Source organism: Pseudoalteromonas sp. SMS1, from assembly GCF_021530565.1.
GTDB lineage: Bacteria > Pseudomonadota > Gammaproteobacteria > Enterobacterales > Alteromonadaceae > Pseudoalteromonas.
On sequence record NZ_JAKGBI010000004.1, the window covers coordinates 210920 to 231007 of the forward strand.

Sequence of the window (20088 nt, forward strand, 5' to 3'; positions counted from 1 at the left end):
TTAGCACCTTAGGCACTGTTAAACTACGTGCCTAATTAAAAACACACAACATTGAACGGAACAAGCATGCGTACCAGTCAATATATTTTAGCGACTCTTAAAGAGACGCCTTCTGATGCCGAGGTGGTAAGCCACCAGCTAATGCTACGTGCGGGTATGATCCGCAAACTCGCTTCAGGTTTATACACTTGGTTGCCGTCAGGTTTAAAAGTACTTCGTAAAGTAGAAACTATTGTACGCGAGGAAATGGAAAAAGCTGGCGCAATCGAAATGTTGATGCCCGTCATTCAGCCAGCAGATCTGTGGGAAGAATCAGGCCGTTGGGAACAGTTTGGCCCCGAACTACTTAGAATTACAGATCGTCATAACCGTCCGTTTGCGCTTGGTCCGACACATGAAGAAGTCATCACCGACTTTGTGCGCAAAGAAGTGAGCAGCTACAAGCAATTGCCTCTGACACTTTATCAAGTACAAACTAAAGTACGTGACGAAGTTCGTCCTCGCTTTGGGGTAATGCGTGCGCGTGAATTCACCATGAAGGATGCTTACTCTTTTCATCTAGATGACGCGTGTCTAGAAAAGACATACCAAGTAATGCATCAAGCATACTGTAATATTTTTGAGCGCCTAGGTTTGGATTACCGTCCAGTAATCGCTGACACAGGCTCTATTGGTGGTAGCGTATCTCATGAATTCCATGTACTTGCAGAGTCAGGTGAAGATGCTATCGCATTCAGCACAGAAAGTGACTATGCTGCAAACATCGAAAAAGCAGAAGCAATCGCGCCGGCGGCGGAGCGTGCTGCACCAAGTAAAGACTTAAATACGTTTGACACACCAAATGCAAAAACCATCGCTGAGCTTGCTGATCAGCATGGTGTTAAAGCACATAAAGGTGTTAAAACCCTGATCGTTTATGGCCCTGAAAATGAAGACGGTGAACGTGGCCTTGTCGCACTTATCGTGCGTGGCGATCACGAATTAAACGAATTGAAAGCTGAAAAGCTCGCACTCGTTGGCGCACCGCTTGAAATGGCAAAAGAAGAAGATATTGTCGCTGCAATTGGCGCCAAGCCTGGTTCATTGGGCCCGGTTGGCCTTGATATCCCTGTGATTGTTGACCACAGCGCAGCGGTCATGTCTGATTTTGTTGCTGGTGCAAACAAAGACGGTGTTCACTACAGTGGTATAAACTGGGACCGTGATGCAACTGGCTATACGGTTGCTGACATTCGTAACGTGGTTGAAGGCGATCCAAGTCCGTGTGGTCAAGGTACCCTACAAATAAAACGTGGTATTGAAGTCGGTCATATCTTCCAACTTGGTAGCAAGTATTCGGAAGCAATGAATGCTGGCGTATTAGGTGAAAATGGTAAGAACCAAGTAATGACAATGGGTTGTTACGGTATTGGTGTATCTCGCATTGTTGCGGCAGCCATTGAGCAAAACCACGACAAATTCGGTATCAAGTGGCCTCAAGCACTGGCACCATTTGACATTGCGATCGTGCCAATGAACATGCACAAATCTCATCGCATTCCAGATATTGCGGACAAGTTCTACGCTAATCTGAAAGCGGCTGGTTTAGATGTACTGTTCGATGACCGTAAAGAGCGTCCAGGTGTTATGTTCAATGACATGGAATTAGTCGGTGTTCCATTCACACTTGTTATCGGTGAACGTAACCTTGATAACAACCAAGTTGAACTTAAGAACCGCAGAACAGGTGAAAAAACCATGTTAGACATTGATTCAGCCGTTGCTGAAATCACTAAACTCATGGCCTAACACCCACTTCTTTTAAAAACGCGCCACATGGCGCGTTTTTTTATACCCCACGCCTAAATTGATTAAAATGTCATCATAGCGTCTCAATATTGATAAAAGTTTGTCATCTAGTGCCTTTAACGTAGACATTATTACGCTTGAGAGTACACACAATGGAGCAAACCTACTACCCCAGCATATGGATTTCAGATGTACACCTTGGCTATAAAGATTGTAAAGCCGATTTCCTACTCGACTTCTTAAACTGTACCCGCTGCGATACTTTATATCTTGTTGGAGATATTGTTGACCTGTGGTCTTTAAAACGTCAATTTTATTGGCATCCAAGCCACTACCAAGTTCTTGAGTGTATTCAGAAAAAGGCTGAGTCAGGTACGCGTGTCATCTATATTCCAGGCAACCATGACGAGACATTTAGAAACTACGTTGACATGACGTTGTTTAACGTTGAAGTGCATCATACGTTTGTGCATACCACATCAGCAGGAAAACGCTTTTTATTACTTCATGGAGACGACTTCGACTCTGCCACGCGTTACAACAAGCTCATTAGTATTATTGGCGATCAGGCCTACGACTTTTTATTGTTCTTAAATCGATGGACAAATCGTGTACGCAAATTGTACGGCGGTCATTATTGGTCACTGGCATCATGGCTAAAAAACCGCGTTCATAAAGCCCGAGAAGCCATTGCCGCTTTCGAGCGTGCAGCGGTGCATGAAGCGAAAAAGCAAGGCATGGATGGCATTATCTGCGGTCATATTCATCAACCCAGAATTAATGTCACAGACGGTATTGTCTATTGTAACGATGGTGACTGGATTGAAAACTGTACGGCGCTTGTGGAGAACGAACAAGGACGTATTGAGTTGCTGCACTGGTCAGATGTCAAGAAAGTACTCAATGTTGTGGAACTCGAAAAGCAGGGATTACACGGCGCCAAAGCCGCGTAATCTAGATTTTATCTAAACAAAACAGATTCACGACTAAACCAACGAACACAGCAACTTAATAAAGCGCCGGCCAGCAACGCCGAGGCCACAAATATCATTAACACGGCACCATAATCCACGGTGCCTTTAATGATTTCTTTTATCGCCAAAGACACATTTGTAATGGGTATCCAAGCAGTTAGACTCGTTAGGGACATATTGGGCAACAAAGATACCACGATAGGCACAAAGACCAACATGCTTAACGGTCCCATATAGTTTTGCGCTTCCTTGAATGTTCTTGCATAAATTGAAATCGCGAGCACCAAAGACGACAGCATGACTGCAACGGGCAGCAAAAGTGCAAAAATAAGCAAATAATCCCACATACTCACACTGGCAAAAGCCGCTTTGAGGCTATCAAGTGCCCCAAACCCACTGGCTATGCCAATCCACACAGCCAGACTCGAAACGGTCACGAGTGCACAGGCAATCGAGCTTGCAAGCACGGTCAAAAACTTGCCAAGTACCAGCTGTGTGCGAGTCACGGGTGTCAGCAATAACGTTTCTAATGTGCCCCGCTCTTTTTCTCCGGCACCTAAATCAATCGCAGGATAACTTGCGCCCATTAACACTAAAGGTATGAGCATGTAGGGAATAAATGCCCCCAACTTTTCTCCGTAGTTCTCACGCTTATCTGCGGTATCAACCTTGCTCACAGCAATGGGGTTTAACAGGGCTTTGTGTTCTGTTTGGGGGACACCAAGCGCCTCTAATGAGGCGGTGCGTAGATCGGCCGCAAACTGATTAATCAGCTTTTCAAGCCGCTTATAGACAAAGTTAATTGACTGGGCATCATTAAAGACAACCTGCCAAGCTGACTGTACGTTGGCGGAAGGCTGATGATTAAACTCATCAGGGATCACAATGCCAACATCGATTTTACCAGCGCGTACAGCATCACTTAGCGCTGTTACCGATTCAAACCGCTCATCCCCGTCGTAAAGCTTAAAGCTTTTGTGATAAAAAACCCGTTCTTCAAACTCAGGTGCCAAATGGGCGTTTGCAATGTAATAAGTATGCACTTTTTGTTCGGCTTCTAGCGTCGTTTTAGAAGCAAGGAAAGCCAATAAAGCAAATAAAACAGGAAAAATAACAATCGGTAAGGCAATGACGAAAAACAGCGTTTTTCTATCTCGCAGAAGTTCTCTGACTTCTTTTAAAAACACCTCAAACATGAGCACGTCCTTGGTTGACTATATTTAAAAAAGCATCGTTCAGTTCATTGCTATCACCGACCGCTTTAAATTGTTCTATAGTGCCATCAAAGCAACTGACCCCTTGATCAATCAAACAGATCCGGTCACATAACAGCGCTATTTCGTCAAGGTGATGAGTAGAGAAGACCACGGGTGTTTGGTTGGCCTTTAGCATTCGAATAAATTGAATAATGGTTTGTTTGGTCATGATATCTAAACCCGTTGTGGGTTCGTCCAAAATCACCACCTGCGGTTCATGAACCACTGCACGCGCAATGTTCGTTTTCTGTTTCATGCCAGTCGATAAGTGCTCCGCTCGCTTATCCAGAAAGCTTTCCATGTCTAATGTCGCAAACAGATATTCGCACCTTGATTTCAGCGCTCGTCCCTTTAAACCATGCAACTTAGCAAAATACTCGACATTTTCTTTCGCCGTTAAACGCCCATATAGCCCCGTGGTTCCAGACAAAAAGCCGATGGCTTTTCTACCCGCAAGAGGATGCTTTACGATATCATGTCCCGCGATATGAATACTGCCATCATCAGGCGTTAACGCCGTTGAGAGCATTCTCAGTGTGGTGGTTTTGCCAGCCCCATTCGGGCCTAGCAAACCGAGTACTTCATTACCTTCACATTTAAAAGAAACCGCCTCCACCGAATTAAAATAGCCATCCCGTTGACGTGGGTCTTGATGAGCGTTGCCTGACACGGCTTCCTTTGTCAGCTTAAAGCGTTTTTTCAACCCGTTGACTGCTATCATTTGCGTTCCTTCTTTTTGGTCTAAAATAGTCCTGATCCGCATAGAATGCTTCGTTTTGCGTGTCAGAATGCCAATGTGGGATCCCGAGTAAAGGCACAGGCGACATTTGCTTATTGTCATCAAGGACATTCTTTTCTTGTATCAGCGTGACTAACTGAGCATCTAAATACGCATATTGTGCTGCCAAAGACAAATCATAGAATGGAGCTTCAACCTCAACACACAGTAGCTTCCCCGTCAAACCGATAAATGGATTCGTCAACATTTCGTAGTTGGCATGACCAAATACAAAAGGCTGTATAGTCGTATGCCAAAGTGAGCGGTGCTCAAAAAACACCTCTGTCCATTGGTGATCGCGCAATTTGTCTCGCCATTTAGCCTCAGGAATAGCAAGTACCAAACCGCATTCATCAAACAGGGTTAACGCATTACGTTTACGGCTGCGTTGTTTGAGACCATGCAACTTGATCTCTTCGATATGCAGTTGATTTAACAAACTCTTGGTCTGGGGAAATAAGCACCATATCATGGCCCCAAAAAAGTCATGCCAGTTCTCTTCACGCGTGGGGACTTGCCCTGTTTGCGCGATAATCTCTTCATAGTAACGCGTTTCATGTTCTAACGTCGCATTTGGCGTAAAGACCACTTTTTTACCTGCACTATTATTGTGAGACAACTGGGCATTAAGCCACTCAAAACTCGGCCACGCAGTCATGCGTTGTAAATTAAACAGCGTTTGTAAATGGAAAAACGGAGCTTGTGCAAATAAATGACTGTGCCAATTTTCTGGAGCAGTAAACTTTTTCATGCTGATACGAACTAAAACTCTAACAATATTGCGCGTTATTTTACTCTATCCACCACACGACGCAAAAGTTAAATAATATCCGTACTTTTTTACATCAATCACAACACTATATCGGCTTAAGTCGAATTAATCTTGCTTTTATGGTATTAATTAAGTGAGAAGTAAATCCAAAATAAAAGAAAGGTCATGAAACTAAAATTAACTCTAAGTGCTTTGTCGCTTGCTATTTTAGCCGGTTGTGCGACAACAAAAAGCAACACGCCTGAAGATATTTCAAACGCTTACAACAGCATTAATGCGCAACAACTCGGTGAGCATATCAAAACACTTGCCTCAGATGAATTTGAAGGCCGAGCACCATCAAGCAAAGGTGAAGAGCTTACACTTGCTTATCTGACGAAACAGTTTAAAGCGTTAGGGTATGAACCTGGTAACGGAAACAGTTTTTTACAAGAAGTACCGTTAGTGTCTATTGAAGCCGATCCTAATATGACGCTACAAATTGGTGAGCGTAGTTACCCTTATAAAAAAGGCATGGTAATGGGCACCAGTCGTATTAGCCCTCAGCAATCTTTGAACGATTCAGAGCTGGTATTCGTTGGTTATGGTGTAAACGCGCCTGAATACGGATGGAATGATTACGAAGGCTTGGACGTTAAAGGTAAAACAGTTGTGATGCTGGTAAACGATCCGGGTTACGCAACAAAAGATCCTGCGGTGTTCAATGGTAATACAATGACTTACTACGGTCGTTGGACGTATAAATACGAAGAAGCGAGCCGCCAAGGCGCCGCTGGTGCGATCATTATTCACGAGACTGCTCCTGCTTCATATCCATGGGAAGTCGTTGAAAACTCTTGGAGCGGTGAGCAATTTGGTTTCCAAAAAGAAAACAATAACATGGACCGTGTTGCTGTTGAAGGCTGGATTAGCGTAGATGTTGCAAAAGAGCTTTTTGCAGATGCGGGTCTAAACTTTGAAGAAGCGAAAAAGAAAGCAGCTGAAGGCGCATACCATATTGATATGGGTGACTTAACAGCGTCTGTCGACGTAAAAAGTACGATCAAAAAGTCAGTGTCTTACAACTTCATTGCAACTTTACCGGGCGCAACCAAGTCAGATGAGCACATCATCTACTCTGCACACTGGGATCATTTAGGTATGGACCCAAACCGCAAGGGCGACAAGATATACAACGGTGCACATGATAATGCGACAGGTACAGGTGGCATTATTGAAGTGGCCGAAGCATTTGCAAAATTGCCACAACGTCCAGATCGCTCTATCACTTTCTTAGCTGTAACAGCTGAAGAGCAAGGTCTATTGGGCTCTAAGTTCTATGCTGAAACTCCGGTTATTCCTGCAAATCAGACCGTGGCTAATATCAACTTAGATGCGCTCAATCTGTTAGGTAAAGTAAAAGACATCAGCGTTGTTGGCCTTGGCAAATCGTCACTCGATGGCGTGCTAAAAGAAGTGGCGGATGAGCAAAACCGTACAATATCTAACGAGTCAAACCCGTCCGCGGGCATTTACTATCGTTCAGATCACTTTGCATTTGCAAACATGGGGATACCAGCGATGTATGCAGGTGGCGGACATGAGCCGCTTGACGATGTCACTGCAAAATACAGAAAGCGCATGAGTTTAGTATTGCGTGGGTGCTACCACCAGCCTTGTGACCGCTATCGAAAAGAGTGGGATTTGAGTGGCGCGGTGCAGGATCTTCAACTATTTTTCAAAGCGGGTTATCTAATTTCACAAGAAGAAGCTTGGCCAACTTGGAGCAAAACCTCTGAGTTCCAGAGAAAATAAATATAAATGATATTGATTTTCATTTAATTTAACTCTAAAGTGCAACTGTTATTAGGTTACCGGTTGCACTTTATGCTCTCTTACTCTCGTTCATACCCGCTTAAGGCGGCCTCTCAATTTGCAATGCTAATCGCTAACAAGCGTTTACTACTGCCTGTACTATTAATTACTGCGCTTTTTTATGGACCCGTTCGAGATATAGCATTGGGTACACTCGCTGATGCGTTTTTCCAGGTCAGTGTGTTTGTCGCTGGCACGTTAGCTATCTATTATTTTCTGGTTGAAAAACTTCCACAGCTAGAACTGAGTTACCTCAGTAAAAAATCCCCCACATTAGAAGTGGCTATGGCTGCTGTTTTGGGTGCGCTACCTGGCTGTGGAGGCGCAATCATCGTTGTCACCCAATTTACTAAAGGGCAGGCTAGTTTTGCCTCTGTTGTCGCTGTGCTTACTGCGACAATGGGAGATGCCGCATTTTTGCTCTTAGCCAAAAAACCGCTCGAAGGTATGGCAATTATTTTACTCGGTGTCGGTGTTGGTATTATCAGTGGTTTGGTGGTTAATCTATTTCACAAATCTGACTACTGTAGACCTGAGCAAAATAATAAAGAGGTTCAGGACTGCGATCCGCCAACATTCGCAGTAAGAATGAGTGAACCAGTTTGGAAAGTATTACTTTTTCCTTGCCTTGCTATTTCTCTGTTGATGGCGTTTAACCTAGACTTGGGCGAATTCGAAAAGCCCGTTGAACTACTCGGTGCTGCAATGGCTATTTTTGCCGTGGTGATTTGGGCACTGTCATCAAAAGGGCAAACTTATAAACAAATCACCGCAGAGGAAGAGGAAGTTAAACCCCCTTCTCGGCTGGCTAAAATATTGCAAGATACGCACTTTGTCACTGCATGGGTTGTCGCAAGCTTTATGATTTACGAGCTGTCAGTGGCATTATTTGGCCTTGATCTGGCAGCTTGGTTCACTGAGTATGCGATATATGCGCCTCTTATTGCTATCATGATTGGCTTGCTACCAGGTTGCGGCCCGCAAATTGTTGTCACCAGTTTATATATTCAAGGCGTATTACCTTTTAGCGCGCTCGCAGCAAACGCAGTCTCAAACGACGGTGATGCGCTATTTCCAGCAATTGCATTGGCACCTAAGGCGGCATTACTTGCGACAGCGTACTCCGCAATACCGGCATTGTTTGTAGGGTATGGTATCTACTATTGGAACTTACCCTAATACGAAATATAAAGTACAACCCCTATAAAAAAAGCGACTTATGAGTCGCTTTTTTTATAATCTGGCTAAGGGCTTAGCGTTATTTGGCTATCCATGGCTTTGCACTCACCAGTTTAGTCAGTACATTGAACGTGCTGTTGTCGTTTTCCCAACTCTTTGGCACTTCAAAGCGACACCGTTTTTTTTCGCAAAACACATGTTCATCTGTTAAAGTCACATCCCCAGCAAACTCTAGCGTCACCCCTTTTTGTTCGGGTAACATAAAAGCCAATAACTTACCGACAAACACACCAGATAAGTCACTGAGTAGCGATTCAAATTCGTGATGAAGTTGATAAATCTTACCTTTCGTGAGTTCTGCATTAGTGAAATGGGCAGACTCAATTTGAATTTTAATCTCACAATACTTGGCTGAAATTGGCGTGACAACCACGACGGCTTTGTCTTTATCTAGCTTTTCATTCACTGGTAGCATTAGTTGCGCATTCGATGTGAACTGCAGTGGCTGCGTCGTTTGCTCAGTGACAATTTTACCACTTTCTATCTTGCAAGGCCGTTTGCTCTCACCTTCCACCAGATAAAAATTAACTCGAGCAAATTCAAACTCGCCTTTTTGAACTACCTTTAATCGGTCATAAAACCCCTCATAAGAGGCCACAAATTCTTCAGCGGTACCGCCGAAGCTAGTAGCTAAAAGTAGTAGAGACAGTAGTTTACTCTTCATCAAAATAAGCCTTGTTATGTCTTATCATATCATTGAGTTCCTCAATGTAATCCTCACCGCGTTCAGAGTAAGACATTAAACCTGGCGTCAATTCCGTGGCTGTAATTTCCTTTTTTTCAGCTCGCAATTGCGCTCTGACCGCGCGTAGCTCGCGGTAGGCATCATGGGTGTTGATATTCCTAAAATAGGACGTAACCGATGCACGCACTGATTTAAACGCAGCCACTTCATGAGCAGCCTCATCTGCGCGACGTTTTGGGATCATGCCGCAGCCAGCTCGATAGCACCATTGACCAAAAAAATTCAAACCAATGCGTGCAAATCGCGACGTTCCCCACGCAGATTCGTTAGCAGCCTGCATTAAAGCCAGCTCTTTCGGAATAATGTCCACTCTGTCGAGGGCTAATTTTAAGTTGTCTTTGGTGATCTCTTTTTGATCTATCTTATAAAGATCAAAGATTTTTAAAACCCTTTCGCTTTGTACGTCCGTGAGACTTTCATCAAATTGCAGCATCATGAGCGCAATTTCTATGCTCGCTCGCTGTTGCAATATCACCTTATTTTCCGCCTCTACGTGCGGTTTAATAAAATCAAAAAAGCGCTTTTTCTTAGTGGCAATATCTCTTATCTCGGCAAAGTCAGGTAAAACAACATCATGTAGTGGCTTCTCAGGCTCCAGCACTTCAGGTTGTTCAACAATCACTTCGGGAATAACTTCAGGCTCAGGTTGTTCAGGTGGTTTGGTAACAAACGGATAAATAATTGCGTATAAGGAAACGGCAATCAATAAAAACTTAATCAAGTTAGAACGCATGATTCTCCTCTCACTAGTACCTACAAAACGAGATTCTGAACTTCCTTTGTCAGATAATTACTCGTTGTACTTAGTTCATCTCATAAAATGGCCGGTGATTATAGCAATAATAGTCGTTAAACGCGAATTCCACCCACTTTGTCGCTAAAACATGCGATTTTTTCAATGGGGCCAAGTAATTACAATTTTATTTTAAGCTCGCTATACTAGAGAAAATAAGCACTGACGCTTTCTGTTTAACGAGCACTGTAGAGAAAGGTATGACGCAAACAGCCTGGCAAGATCGCCTGCTAAATCAAACAAAAAACCGACCTAATGATAACCGTTCACCTTGGCAAATTGATCGTTCTAGGATAATACATGCGGCAGCCTTCAGGCGCTTGCAGTCAAAAACCCAGATCATGAGCATTGGCGTTAACGATTTTTATCGCACTCGATTAACGCATTCGTTAGAGGTTTCTCAAATTGGCACTGGGCTACTTCGCCACCTAAAATTGCAAAACTCGGAATTTAACTACTTCCCCTCTGCGAGCTTGATAGAAACAATTTGTTTGGCCCATGATATTGGCCACCCCCCTTTCGGGCATGGGGGTGAAATAGCGCTGAACTACTTAATGCGCGAACACGGCGGATTTGAAGGCAATGCACAAACACTCCGTATAGTTACTAAGCTAGAGCCTTACTCGAATGGCTATGGGATGAATCTCACTCGTAGAACTCTGTTAGGGTTTATTAAATATCCCGCTTATATAGAGCAACTTTGGCACCATAAGCCACCTGAACAGCAAAATCAGCGCTTTATTTACACTAAAAAATGGCTGCCAGCTAAGGGCGTTTATAGCTGTGATAGCCATGTTTTTGAATGGATCCTTCAACCTCTCAGCGACAGTGATAAAGCGCTATTTACATCATTCAAAAGTCATGATGAGTACAAATCTAAAACACGCTTTAAATCTCTAGACAGTGCAATTATGGAATATGCAGACGACATTGCTTACGCCGTCCATGACTTAGAAGATGCCATCGCGACAGGCACTTTGTCAGAGCGAGATTGGTATAACTATGCAATGCCTGCATTTAAGAAAATCGACTCCCCTTGGCTAGATGAAAACCTATCAAGTATTACTCACCGTTTATTTTCTGACGATGAACCGCTGAGAAAAGATGCCATAGGAGAGCTCGTAAACATCTTCATTATACACTGCGCACTCGTCGAACGAGACGAGGCATTTTCTGACCCTTTACTAAAGTACACAGTTAAGCTCGCACAGGAGTTCGAAGAAATTTTAAAAGTATTAAAGCAGTTCGTTTATCACCGTTTGATCCGAGAACCCAAAATGCAGCAAATTGAGTTCAGTGGTCAAAATATGTTGATTGATTTATTTGAAGCATTCTCAAGCGATCCAATGCGTTTATTGCCCTACACTGCCCAATCAAATTATCAAGTGGCCGAGGGTGAGCAAGCTAAGATGCGGGTATTGGCCGACTATTTATCAGGTATGACCGATGAATATGCGAGACGTTGCCATGCAAGACTTTTTGGCAACGATACATAAGTTGCGTCCCAACGCCTGATCGCACTTTAGCAATTAGGCGTTGAATCTAAGTTTAACCAGCATACGTTACCTCGTTCTACCCACTGGCTGACCTTTTTCTTTTCTAAGCGCCATGGATGTCTTTTCCACCCCTGAAAGCCAAAACCAGCAATTGTAACTTTATGGCCACGCTCAATAAAATGAGCGATTGCCAGTAGTCCAGAGCTGGGACAAATGGGTTTATGATCAGGCTTTCCTAATTTAAGTAAATCGATTAAATGATCTCGTCTATACTGTTTATCTAGTCGACTCACAATATGTTTATTTTCAATATTGTTGATAATGTCATTTGAGAAATCGATTTTTCCTTTTCTCTTTATTGTCTTGAATAAGTATTGTTTAAACGGGTTTGGCGCAGGCTCAGTGAGTACGACACTCTGTAAATTTTCCATATTAAACTTGGGAAAGTTTTCAGCTAACTTTTTCGCTTGTTTACCACGGCTAGAAAGCCATAAGTCCGTGCATTTCTCTCCTAAATGTTCGGGGAAACCTGAACAAAAGTTAAACCGCACTACGCGATCAAAATGATTAACTTCGGAGCTAATATCCATATTTATTGGCCCGTTGCCGAGTACCAGTACGCTTTGGGTTTTCATTCACTATGACCTTGTATACCAATAAAACCAATTTTTCTAGAAAAAGTGTTTATTAAACAACTCATTTAATCGCAACCTTGGTAGCAAAAATAAACGACGGGGATTATAGTTTTATTGGCTTAACGAATCATTAATGGAATAAAAAATACTGAAGTTTAAGTATAATAAGTGCAGCAAAACTGGGGAATATTTATCATCAATAAGGTAGTGCATATAAATTGCACTACCTTATCTTGGGTGGTTAATTTAGTTTTTCGTCAACAATAGGATAATGATCCCACACATGTTTGTCGGCTAATGAGCGAACCAACTTCACATACTCTGCATGTGTCCATGCTAGAGGCGTTGCAGAGTTGGTGCCTTCTCCTAATTCATAGCCAAATGGATTCACACCCACGCCATCCCAAACTTGCTCTGGTAACATAAGCCCTTCATTAGCGAAGTGTTCCATACCACGAATATAGGTGTGCTTGATACGATTCACGGTTTGTGTATTTAGCCCTTTCGTCGCTGCCGCAGCCGCAATTTCATAATGGCCCTTTTCACCCGTAAAGAATGGCCAAACTCTGCCACGCTGACCAGGCGTATTTTGCCCGCCTTCGGCATAATTTGTGCCTTTGATCTCATCTTCACCGTAACCATCATTACCATAACGACGATAGCCAGGGTACGTATTTGGATCACCTGCAAACGTGAAGCTGTATTTCACTCGTAGGTTTTCGGGCAGAGACTCATCCTCATATTCTGGTAAAGTATTGATGATGCTAGGCGCATTTGCATCACGCACACCGTAGCGCACCAACTCTAAAAATCCACCATCAATAATTTGACGTTTATCTAAACCTGCACGACCATTGTTATCACCCAACTGAGTGGCAGAATTTGGGTTTTCATCACGGGCGATACGGAAGAAATACTCGCCGTCCGTATCTTTACCTTGCAAGTTACCCTCAGTGGTATACATCAACGCTTCAACTTTGGTGTTATATTGCTTAGCCGTATCAAGGTATCGCTCAACACCTGCGGTATCTCCTGCAAGTTTCGCGATATCGCTCGCAGTTACAAGGCCGGCAATAATGGCCGCGGTCGTTGAAGGTGAAAAGCCATCCTGCTCTTCCCAACGTTCTTGTTGAGTTGCTGGCGGTGTAATTTGCGTGTCATTCCATAGAATTTTGGCTTTGCCACCATCCACCAAAAACTCGGCTGCTGGCTTTAGCATGCGCTCATACCAATAAACCAATTTGTCATCACTTAGTACGCCTGCTTGCCACAATTTCCAAGCTAGCATAATGGGCATTGCAGTTTGATCTAGCTGTACCCCAACCCATTCAAGTTCTCCGTCAACATGGGTCTTTTGTAAAAACCAGCCTGTGTCCCCCTGATTGCCTGGTGTTTTATCTGTCACCTGCACTTTTTCAAGATATTCGAATGACGTGAGTGCAGTATCTGGATCACCCATTGCCAAAAACGCCATCGCAACTTGATAGAAGTCACGCACCCACACCGCTTTGTAACCTGTATGGCCTTCTTCGGCTGCAACTGTATCACCCCAAGGGTTGGATAAGGATGCAATCAAGGCACCAGCATGGGTTTTATCTTCCTGTGCTTTTAAAACTAATGCGCTGACATTTAAAAGTTTACCTTGGTCCGTGGTGTAATTAGCAAGGCGCTTCATAGGCTTTAAGCTTGCAATGTAATCTTCCCAGCCAACAGCATCGCCCTGTCCATTGTAATTGGCGAGAACTTGTTGATAACCTTTGTTCAATGCTGCACTGCCCTGCGCAAAGCTGGCGGTCTGACTGTTGCCAAAGCTCAGTGCTAAATCAAATGTCGCCGAGCCTTTGACGTCGCCTAGCTCAGCTAACCAATTAACATTACCTTTTTGCTCACCCGTGCTTTGGTACGTCTGTGCCAAGTGGTGTGAGGTTTTAAGTTCAGTCAGATTATCACTGCTGCCTGTAAAGCCAACTGATGCTTGTGCAAAGCCAGACTTGCTTTGCAGTGTTAGATAGTTATTACCTTCCCATGCAACCAAACCTTTATCAGACACTTTCGCAGAGTCGTTCAAGCCATTGTTGTTTACATAAGGGTTAACGTTCACAAACACTTTTACGCCTTCAAGCTGGGTGTCGACTTTGGCCCTAACAAACAATGTTTGACCATCAGGATCTGTAAACACGTGCTTTTCCAGTATGAATCGCCCTAGCTTGTCTTTACTCACAATCTTGTATGCCAAAGACAGCGGACGACCAGCGCCATCTTTGTACAAGTAGTCAATCGAAACATCTAAATCATCTTGCTCCGTAACAGTAAAGTTTGTGCCTGTTACAATAAACTGCATATCACGGATCTGGGCTTGATGGATCAAACCGAACATCGTTTCCGTGATCATTCCTTTGGCAATTGAAAACCAAACTTTTGATACGTCACCTGTCTGTGCATTTTTAGCATATTGGCCCTTCTCATATGCCTCGTAAGAAGTCCCGATACCGGTTTTATCAGAATACGTCCAATAGGGTTTGTCTCCAGGAGCGCCCGGTGCCGTGCCAAGTTGTTGCGTGTTATTAGCACTTTCGCAGCCAATCAAACCCGCGGCAATTAAGGCAAGTGACAAACTTGATAATTTCTTCATTTTTTCTCCTTAGTGGTGACGCTATTGAGCGTTAGTCTTAACACGTGTAACAGACAGTGCTGCCAATACAAACGACGCCCCACCAATCACTAATGCATAAATAGGTTGATTCTCGAAAACATTTCTTAAAATAAGGCCCAACACACTGGCGGCGAGTAACTGAGGGATCACAATAAAGAAATTAAAGATCCCCATAAATACCCCCATCTTATTTGACGGTAACGCATCGCTTAACATGGCGTAAGGCAATGAAAGGATAGAAGCCCATGCGAACCCAATGCCAATCATTGGGATCCACAGTAAACTCGGATCTGCGATAAACTTAAAACTTAACAGCGCACCTGCGCCAAGTAGTAGGTTAATGCTGTGCGCGCCTTTTAAGCCAACGCGCTTAACAAGAAATGGGATAAAAACAGCAGCAATCGCAGCAAACCCATTGTAAGCAGCAAACAATATTCCTACCCAATCAGCACCATCGTTATACGCCTTGGAAGTGACGTCTGTTGTACCATAGTGAAAGCTGGTCACCGCAGATGTCGTGTAAATCCACATTGCAAATAAAGAGAACCAGCTAAAAAATTGAACGACCGCGAGTTGCCTCATTGTCTGCGGCATCGTAAATACATCGTAAATAACTTCATAAAAGCCGCCATCAGTGCGCGCGTTGTTTTGCAAATAGCCCGCAATTAGAATGATGGCCGAAAACGAAAGCAGTAATCCGCTTAGCAGATACAGTTCTTTCTCAAGTTTAAAGAAAGTGACCCCTGCGAGGATAAGTCCACCTAACACGCCACTGATCAATGAATATTTCGCAAAGTTTATCGGTTGCTTTTGCTCCGTAGCCGCGCTTTTTAAATGCTCAGACTCAAATTCGGCCAATTGTTCTGGGGTATATTCTCGTGTTTTCAGGATGGTCCAACCAACAGCCAAAAATAAGATAGCGCCGCCAAAGTAGAATGCATATTTAACTGACTCTGGGATCTCACCAGCAGGGGCGGTATTGCTGATCCCAAACCAGTTTGTCATCATCCAAGGTAATGCTGAAGCGACAATCGCACCGATACCGATGAAAAAGCTCTGCATAGCGTACCCAGTAGCACGTTGTTTTTGATTGAGGTTGTCACCTACAAGTGCTCTAAATGGTTCCATTGTGACGTTGATAGAGGCATCCATTATCCACAGCATCCCAGCGGCTATCCATAATGTTGGGGAGTTTGGCATTATAAACAGTGATAAGGTCGTCAAAATCGCGCCATATAAGAAAAATGGACGCCGACGGCCAAGACCTGTCCACGTTCTGTCACTCCAGTAACCAATAATTGGTTGTACAATCAAACCGGTTAAAGGCGCAGCGACCCAAAGAATAGGAATGTCGTCGACTGAAGCGCCTAGGGTCTGAAATATTCGGCTCACATTACCATTTTGTAGGGCGAAGCCAAATTGGACGCCCATAAAGCCAAAACACATATTCCAAATTTGCCAGAAACTCAGTTGTGGTTTTTGTTTTTGCATAATCAGCTCTCTAGCTTATAAACCACGCTGGCTAGTGGCGCCAATGTGATGATAAGTTTATTATTTTCAATACGCATTATAGGGTGAGACTCTAGTAAGTCTGTCACCTTCCCCTGCCAATGTGCGGGCAACGTTAACGTCACTGTTTGCGTCTGCTTGGCATCAAAATTACTTGCAATGATGAGGCGTTCAGTGCTGTTCGCTCTGGCAAATGCCATGACATTGTTAGCCTGAATGCCCTGTGTGTTCGTCGCACTGACATCGATAAGCTCACCGTCAACAATGGCGGGCTGTGAACTCAACTTCATGAGCTTTTTATAATACGCGCGTAATTGCTTTTGGGCCGGTGTCAGCTGGGCGCCATCAAACTTGCCATTGTTCATCCAGGCTTGATGCGCAGGTACGCCGATATAATCAAAAATACTGGTACGACTAGGTTTACCAAAGCCAGCCATTTCTGAACCATCTTCACCAACTGATTGACCGAAGTACAACATAGTCGGGGCAGTGCTAATTAAGTGGCTGACGACCATTGCTGGCTTGCCCTTTTCAGCACTGCCAGCAAACTCAGGACTGGCAATTCGTTGTTCATCATGATTTTCTAAGAAGTGCAGCATATGGGGGGCAATGTCAGAAACACTGTGATGCGCATGTAATACACTCTGCGCATCGCCTTTCCCCTGCATTAACAACTTTAAGCTATCGTAAAACCCCACTTTGTCATATAAGAAGTCCATTTTCCCTTGATGAATGTAAGCTCGATACAAAGTCGGGTTGTAAACTTCAGCGAGTATAAACGCCTCTGGGTTTTTCATTTTGATCGATGAGTTTAGGAAGCTCCAGAACTCCACTGGCACCATTTCTGCCATGTCGTAGCGAAATCCATCAACACCTTTATCTAGCCAGTACAAGGTAATATCTCTGAACTTATACCAACTGTTCGGTAAATCTTTACCGTGCCAAAACGCGTAATGCGCTTTGTAATCTTGCTCAGCCATATCGGCAGGTAGTGTCGGAAAGTCATAGAGACCATCTGGGCGAACGCCATAGTTTACTTTAACTGTTTCATACCAATCATGAATGTTTGGCTGCGCTGCGCGAGCACCATTGCCGGTCCACTTAGCTGGGGATTCAGCGAATTTCCCATCCGCTAAATGGTGTGGTTTGCCACCCAAAACGTGATAGTCTGGCGCGCTTGGGACCTTAAAGTTTTGCCCTGTAACGTAGTAAAAATTATTGTCTCGGCTGTAAGTTTGATTAGTGTCATCGTGTGCACCAAAATCGTTGATGCCAGCCGGAGCACTGAGAGAGTGGTAATTTCTAGCCACGTGATTCGGCACTATATCAATAACGACTTTCATACCCGCATCATGGGTACGCTTGATCAATGCTTCAAACTCATTTAAACGATTGGCGGGGTTAACGGCAAGATCTGGGTTTACATTGAAATAATCTTTAATGGCATAGGGTGAGCCTGCACGACCTTTAACCACATCCGGGTCATCAACACCTATACCGTAGTGGCTGTAATCAGTAACCAAAGCATGGTGTAAAACCCCTGTATACCACATGTGGCTTACACCCATTTCCTTTATTTCAGTCAGTGCTTTTGGTGTAAAGTCAGCAAATTTCCCCACACCGTTTTGTTCTTTTGTACCCCAAGGGACATTATTCGTATTTGTATTGCCAAACAACCGTGTAAATACTTGGTACACGACTGGTTTTTGCACTTGTTGCGCTGCCTGAACAGCCTCTTCAGGGGATGAGGTCATCTGACACGCCGTCAACATCACGCCACCTGAAATGAGGCTAAGTGCAAGCACTAAAGGTTTTATTGTCATTATATTGTTGTCATCTTGGTGTTTTAAATTGAGTCTACTGACTTGTCGCTTGCTGTTGAACCACTTGCATACGTATTCAAGGGGATGATTAATGTGTTATTCATCAACAAAAACGCGAAGTGTGATAGCGATTTCGCGCTTTTCCAAACATCTAAAATGCGTATCTCTCGATGCAATATCCTTACAAACGGATAAAAACAATCATTTGTTATGAAACAACTTTATTCACAAACACGCTATGGGACGGCAACTTATCCACTGTCGTCTCAATCAATGTCTTTAAGCTTTCCAATAAACTTTTCAATTGCGCTTCATCTAATTGTTCAGCTAATGGATGATAGCCTTTTGGCATTATCCCTTGACCCAACATGACCTGTTGCCACGCCACACTTTGAAATAGTTCTTCAGTCTTCACAGGACAGCTGCCAGTTTCTGAAAATAGGGCTATTTTTTTAGATACGCTTTCGGGGACTTCCATTCTTTTGCACCAACGCCAAAATTCAGTATCTGTGCGCTGAGTAAGCTTATAGTGCAAAATGATAAAATCTCTGACTTGCACCATTTCTTGTTCAAACTCTGCATTTGCTGCATCTACAGCTGCCTGGCTAATCCCCTCATATGGAAAGTGTTTTATTAGTCTTAAAGCTGCGGTTTGTATTAGGTGAATACTCGTGGACTCTAAAGGCTCTAAGAACCCGCTCGAAAGCCCTATTGCAAAGACGTTTTGATGCCACTGTTTACGGCGCATGCCGGTCTTAAACTTGATAAGTTTAGGCTCTGATATCGGCTTTGCGGGTAATTGCTCGAGTAAGTTATTTTTCGCTGTTTGCTCATCGATGAACTTGCTTGAAAATACATAACCATTACCCACTCTGTGCTGTAATGGGATTTGCCACTGCCACCCTGCTGTCTGCGCCATTGATTTAGTATAAGGTAATATCTCTTGAGCTGAATGCTCGCAAGGTACCGCCCATGCACTGTCACAAGGCAACCAATGAGCCCAATCTTCAAACCCAACGTTCAAGGTTTGCTCTATCAATAACCCCTTTAGCCCACTACAGTCGATAAAAAAGTCTGCATTGTGCTGATGGCCACTGTGTAACTCTACACTGGTGATATTGCCTGACATATGGCAGCTATTAACCTTTACGACCTTGCCTTCAACGCGTTTAACACCCTGAGCTTGACTGTGCTCACTCAATAGCTGTGCATACAGCCCTGCATCAAAATGGTAGGCATAGGTCAGCCCCGTAAGCTGAGTATTTGGAATTGTTTTTAAATGAGCAAACTTACTAGACTTCGCCGCTTGGGTATTTAATGAAAACTCTGAGATTGCCTCAGACAAGCCAAGCTTATGTGCCCTGAGCCAAATATGCGAAAAATCACAAAATGGAAAGCTCTTACCCAACTCACCAAATGCGTGCATATAGTTGTTGCTGGGGTCTCCCCAGCCTTCAAATTCAATTCCTAGCTTGTAAGTGGCTTTGGTCTTTTTAATAAACTCTTGCTCACCAATTCCCAAGGCATGATTAAAATTAACCATAGGCGGAATGCTCGCTTCTCCGACCCCAACAGTCCCTATTTCGTCAGACTCAATTAGCGTAATTTGAATATGATTCTTTAAAATACGTTTAAGGAGTGAGGCTGTAATCCAGCCAGCCGTTCCACCGCCAACAATAACAACGTTTTTCACATGATTAACCATAAATAGTCCTAAAAAAGCCCTTGGCGTATCGACGGCAAGGGCTTTTACACTCAGATGATTAGAAAACC

At 43.7% G+C, this 20088-nt stretch carries 15 protein-coding genes; 5 read left to right on the top strand and 10 right to left on the bottom strand.

Annotated features, from left to right (window positions below; genetic code table 11):
• Positions 1–66: 66 nt before the first annotated feature.
• Positions 67–1788 carry a proline--tRNA ligase gene (locus tag L1286_RS06575; protein ID WP_235406111.1) on the top strand — a complete coding sequence of 574 codons (1722 nt, stop codon included), beginning with the start codon at positions 67–69 and terminating at the stop codon, positions 1786–1788.
• A gap of 152 nt (positions 1789–1940) precedes the next feature.
• Complete coding sequence (locus L1286_RS06580) at positions 1941–2741, top strand: UDP-2,3-diacylglucosamine diphosphatase (RefSeq protein ID WP_235406112.1); 801 nt, start codon at positions 1941–1943, stop codon at positions 2739–2741.
• 8 nt (positions 2742–2749) lie between these two features.
• Here the strand turns inward: L1286_RS06580 and L1286_RS06585 are convergent, their stop codons facing one another.
• Genes L1286_RS06585 through L1286_RS06595 form a run of 3 tightly spaced genes read right to left on the bottom strand, consistent with a single transcriptional unit; the run spans position 2750 to position 5547 of the window.
• The gene (locus L1286_RS06585; RefSeq protein WP_235406113.1) at positions 2750–3958 is read right to left on the bottom strand and encodes an ABC transporter permease; all 1209 of its coding nucleotides are present in this window, start codon (positions 3956–3958) and stop codon (positions 2750–2752) included.
• A complete protein-coding gene (locus tag L1286_RS06590) occupies positions 3951–4739 on the bottom strand; it encodes an ABC transporter ATP-binding protein (RefSeq protein ID WP_235406114.1) in 789 nt (262 codons plus the stop codon). The genes L1286_RS06585 and L1286_RS06590 overlap by 8 nt, the downstream gene beginning before the upstream one ends.
• Positions 4705–5547: a DUF3025 domain-containing protein gene (locus L1286_RS06595; protein WP_235406115.1), complete on the bottom strand. Its 843-nt coding sequence runs from the start codon at positions 5545–5547 to the stop codon at positions 4705–4707. Before L1286_RS06595 ends, L1286_RS06590 begins: the two co-directional genes overlap by 35 nt.
• 186 nt (positions 5548–5733) lie before the next feature.
• Here L1286_RS06595 and L1286_RS06600 point away from each other — a divergent pair, with 186 nt between their 5' ends.
• Together L1286_RS06600 and L1286_RS06605 are read left to right on the top strand one after the other, a co-directional pair.
• Entirely contained in the window at positions 5734–7362 is a 1629-nt protein-coding gene (locus L1286_RS06600) for a M28 family metallopeptidase (protein ID WP_235406116.1), read from the top strand.
• Positions 7363–7434: 72 nt separating this feature from the next.
• Complete coding sequence (locus L1286_RS06605; RefSeq protein WP_235406117.1) at positions 7435–8601, top strand: putative manganese transporter; 1167 nt, start codon at positions 7435–7437, stop codon at positions 8599–8601.
• Between the two features lie 79 nt (positions 8602–8680).
• On the opposite strand, the gene L1286_RS06610 is transcribed toward L1286_RS06605, so the two are convergent.
• On the bottom strand, positions 8681–9325 hold the full coding sequence (locus tag L1286_RS06610; RefSeq protein WP_235406118.1) for a DUF2987 domain-containing protein: 645 nt from the start codon (positions 9323–9325) through the stop codon (positions 8681–8683).
• Positions 9315–10139 carry a glucosaminidase domain-containing protein gene (locus tag L1286_RS06615; RefSeq protein ID WP_235406119.1) on the bottom strand — a complete coding sequence of 275 codons (825 nt, stop codon included), beginning with the start codon at positions 10137–10139 and terminating at the stop codon, positions 9315–9317. The genes L1286_RS06610 and L1286_RS06615 overlap by 11 nt, the downstream gene beginning before the upstream one ends.
• Positions 10140–10399: 260 nt before the next feature.
• Here L1286_RS06615 and L1286_RS06620 point away from each other — a divergent pair, with 260 nt between their 5' ends.
• Positions 10400–11695, top strand: coding sequence for an anti-phage deoxyguanosine triphosphatase (locus L1286_RS06620; RefSeq protein ID WP_235406120.1), 1296 nt, complete (start codon positions 10400–10402; stop codon positions 11693–11695).
• A 26-nt stretch (positions 11696–11721) separates the two neighbouring features.
• On the opposite strand, the gene L1286_RS06625 is transcribed toward L1286_RS06620, so the two are convergent.
• The 5 genes from L1286_RS06625 to L1286_RS06645 all read right to left on the bottom strand — a co-directional run bounded on the left by L1286_RS06625 (position 11722) and on the right by L1286_RS06645 (position 20020).
• Positions 11722–12330, bottom strand: a complete 609-nt coding sequence (locus L1286_RS06625; RefSeq protein ID WP_235406121.1) for a hypothetical protein — start codon at positions 12328–12330, stop codon at positions 11722–11724.
• Positions 12331–12571: 241 nt separating this feature from the next.
• Positions 12572–14962, bottom strand: coding sequence for a glycoside hydrolase family 15 protein (locus L1286_RS06630; protein ID WP_235406122.1), 2391 nt, complete (start codon positions 14960–14962; stop codon positions 12572–12574).
• Between the two features lie 21 nt (positions 14963–14983).
• Positions 14984–16474: an MFS transporter gene (locus L1286_RS06635; protein ID WP_235406123.1), complete on the bottom strand. Its 1491-nt coding sequence runs from the start codon at positions 16472–16474 to the stop codon at positions 14984–14986.
• 2 nt (positions 16475–16476) lie between these two features.
• Positions 16477–18264 (bottom strand): alpha-amylase family glycosyl hydrolase, encoded by a 1788-nt coding sequence (locus L1286_RS06640; protein WP_442961688.1) that lies wholly within the window; start codon positions 18262–18264, stop codon positions 16477–16479.
• Between the two features lie 259 nt (positions 18265–18523).
• Positions 18524–20020: a tryptophan halogenase family protein gene (locus tag L1286_RS06645; protein WP_235406125.1), complete on the bottom strand. Its 1497-nt coding sequence runs from the start codon at positions 20018–20020 to the stop codon at positions 18524–18526.
• Positions 20021–20088 lie beyond the last annotated feature (68 nt).

Excerpts from the sequence above, each read along its gene's own strand:
- L1286_RS06630 (WP_235406122.1), bottom strand. The coding sequence starts at position 14,962 with ATGAAGAAATTATCAAGTTTGTCACTTGCCTTAATTGCCGCGGGTTTG.
- L1286_RS06580 (WP_235406112.1), top strand. The coding sequence starts at position 1,941 with ATGGAGCAAACCTACTACCCCAGCATATGGATTTCAGATGTACACCTT.
- L1286_RS06605 (WP_235406117.1), top strand. The coding sequence starts at position 7,435 with ATGCTCTCTTACTCTCGTTCATACCCGCTTAAGGCGGCCTCTCAATTT.
- L1286_RS06625 (WP_235406121.1), bottom strand. The coding sequence starts at position 12,330 with ATGAAAACCCAAAGCGTACTGGTACTCGGCAACGGGCCAATAAATATG.
- L1286_RS06640 (WP_442961688.1), bottom strand. The coding sequence starts at position 18,264 with ATGTTGACGGCGTGTCAGATGACCTCATCCCCTGAAGAGGCTGTTCAG.
- L1286_RS06600 (WP_235406116.1), top strand. The coding sequence starts at position 5,734 with ATGAAACTAAAATTAACTCTAAGTGCTTTGTCGCTTGCTATTTTAGCC.
- L1286_RS06590 (WP_235406114.1), bottom strand. The coding sequence starts at position 4,739 with ATGATAGCAGTCAACGGGTTGAAAAAACGCTTTAAGCTGACAAAGGAA.
- L1286_RS06575 (WP_235406111.1), top strand. The coding sequence starts at position 67 with ATGCGTACCAGTCAATATATTTTAGCGACTCTTAAAGAGACGCCTTCT.
- L1286_RS06585 (WP_235406113.1), bottom strand. The coding sequence starts at position 3,958 with ATGTTTGAGGTGTTTTTAAAAGAAGTCAGAGAACTTCTGCGAGATAGA.
- L1286_RS06615 (WP_235406119.1), bottom strand. The coding sequence starts at position 10,139 with ATGCGTTCTAACTTGATTAAGTTTTTATTGATTGCCGTTTCCTTATAC.
- L1286_RS06635 (WP_235406123.1), bottom strand. The coding sequence starts at position 16,474 with ATGCAAAAACAAAAACCACAACTGAGTTTCTGGCAAATTTGGAATATG.
- L1286_RS06620 (WP_235406120.1), top strand. The coding sequence starts at position 10,400 with ATGACGCAAACAGCCTGGCAAGATCGCCTGCTAAATCAAACAAAAAAC.
- L1286_RS06595 (WP_235406115.1), bottom strand. The coding sequence starts at position 5,547 with ATGAAAAAGTTTACTGCTCCAGAAAATTGGCACAGTCATTTATTTGCA.
- L1286_RS06645 (WP_235406125.1), bottom strand. The coding sequence starts at position 20,020 with ATGGTTAATCATGTGAAAAACGTTGTTATTGTTGGCGGTGGAACGGCT.
- L1286_RS06610 (WP_235406118.1), bottom strand. The coding sequence starts at position 9,325 with ATGAAGAGTAAACTACTGTCTCTACTACTTTTAGCTACTAGCTTCGGC.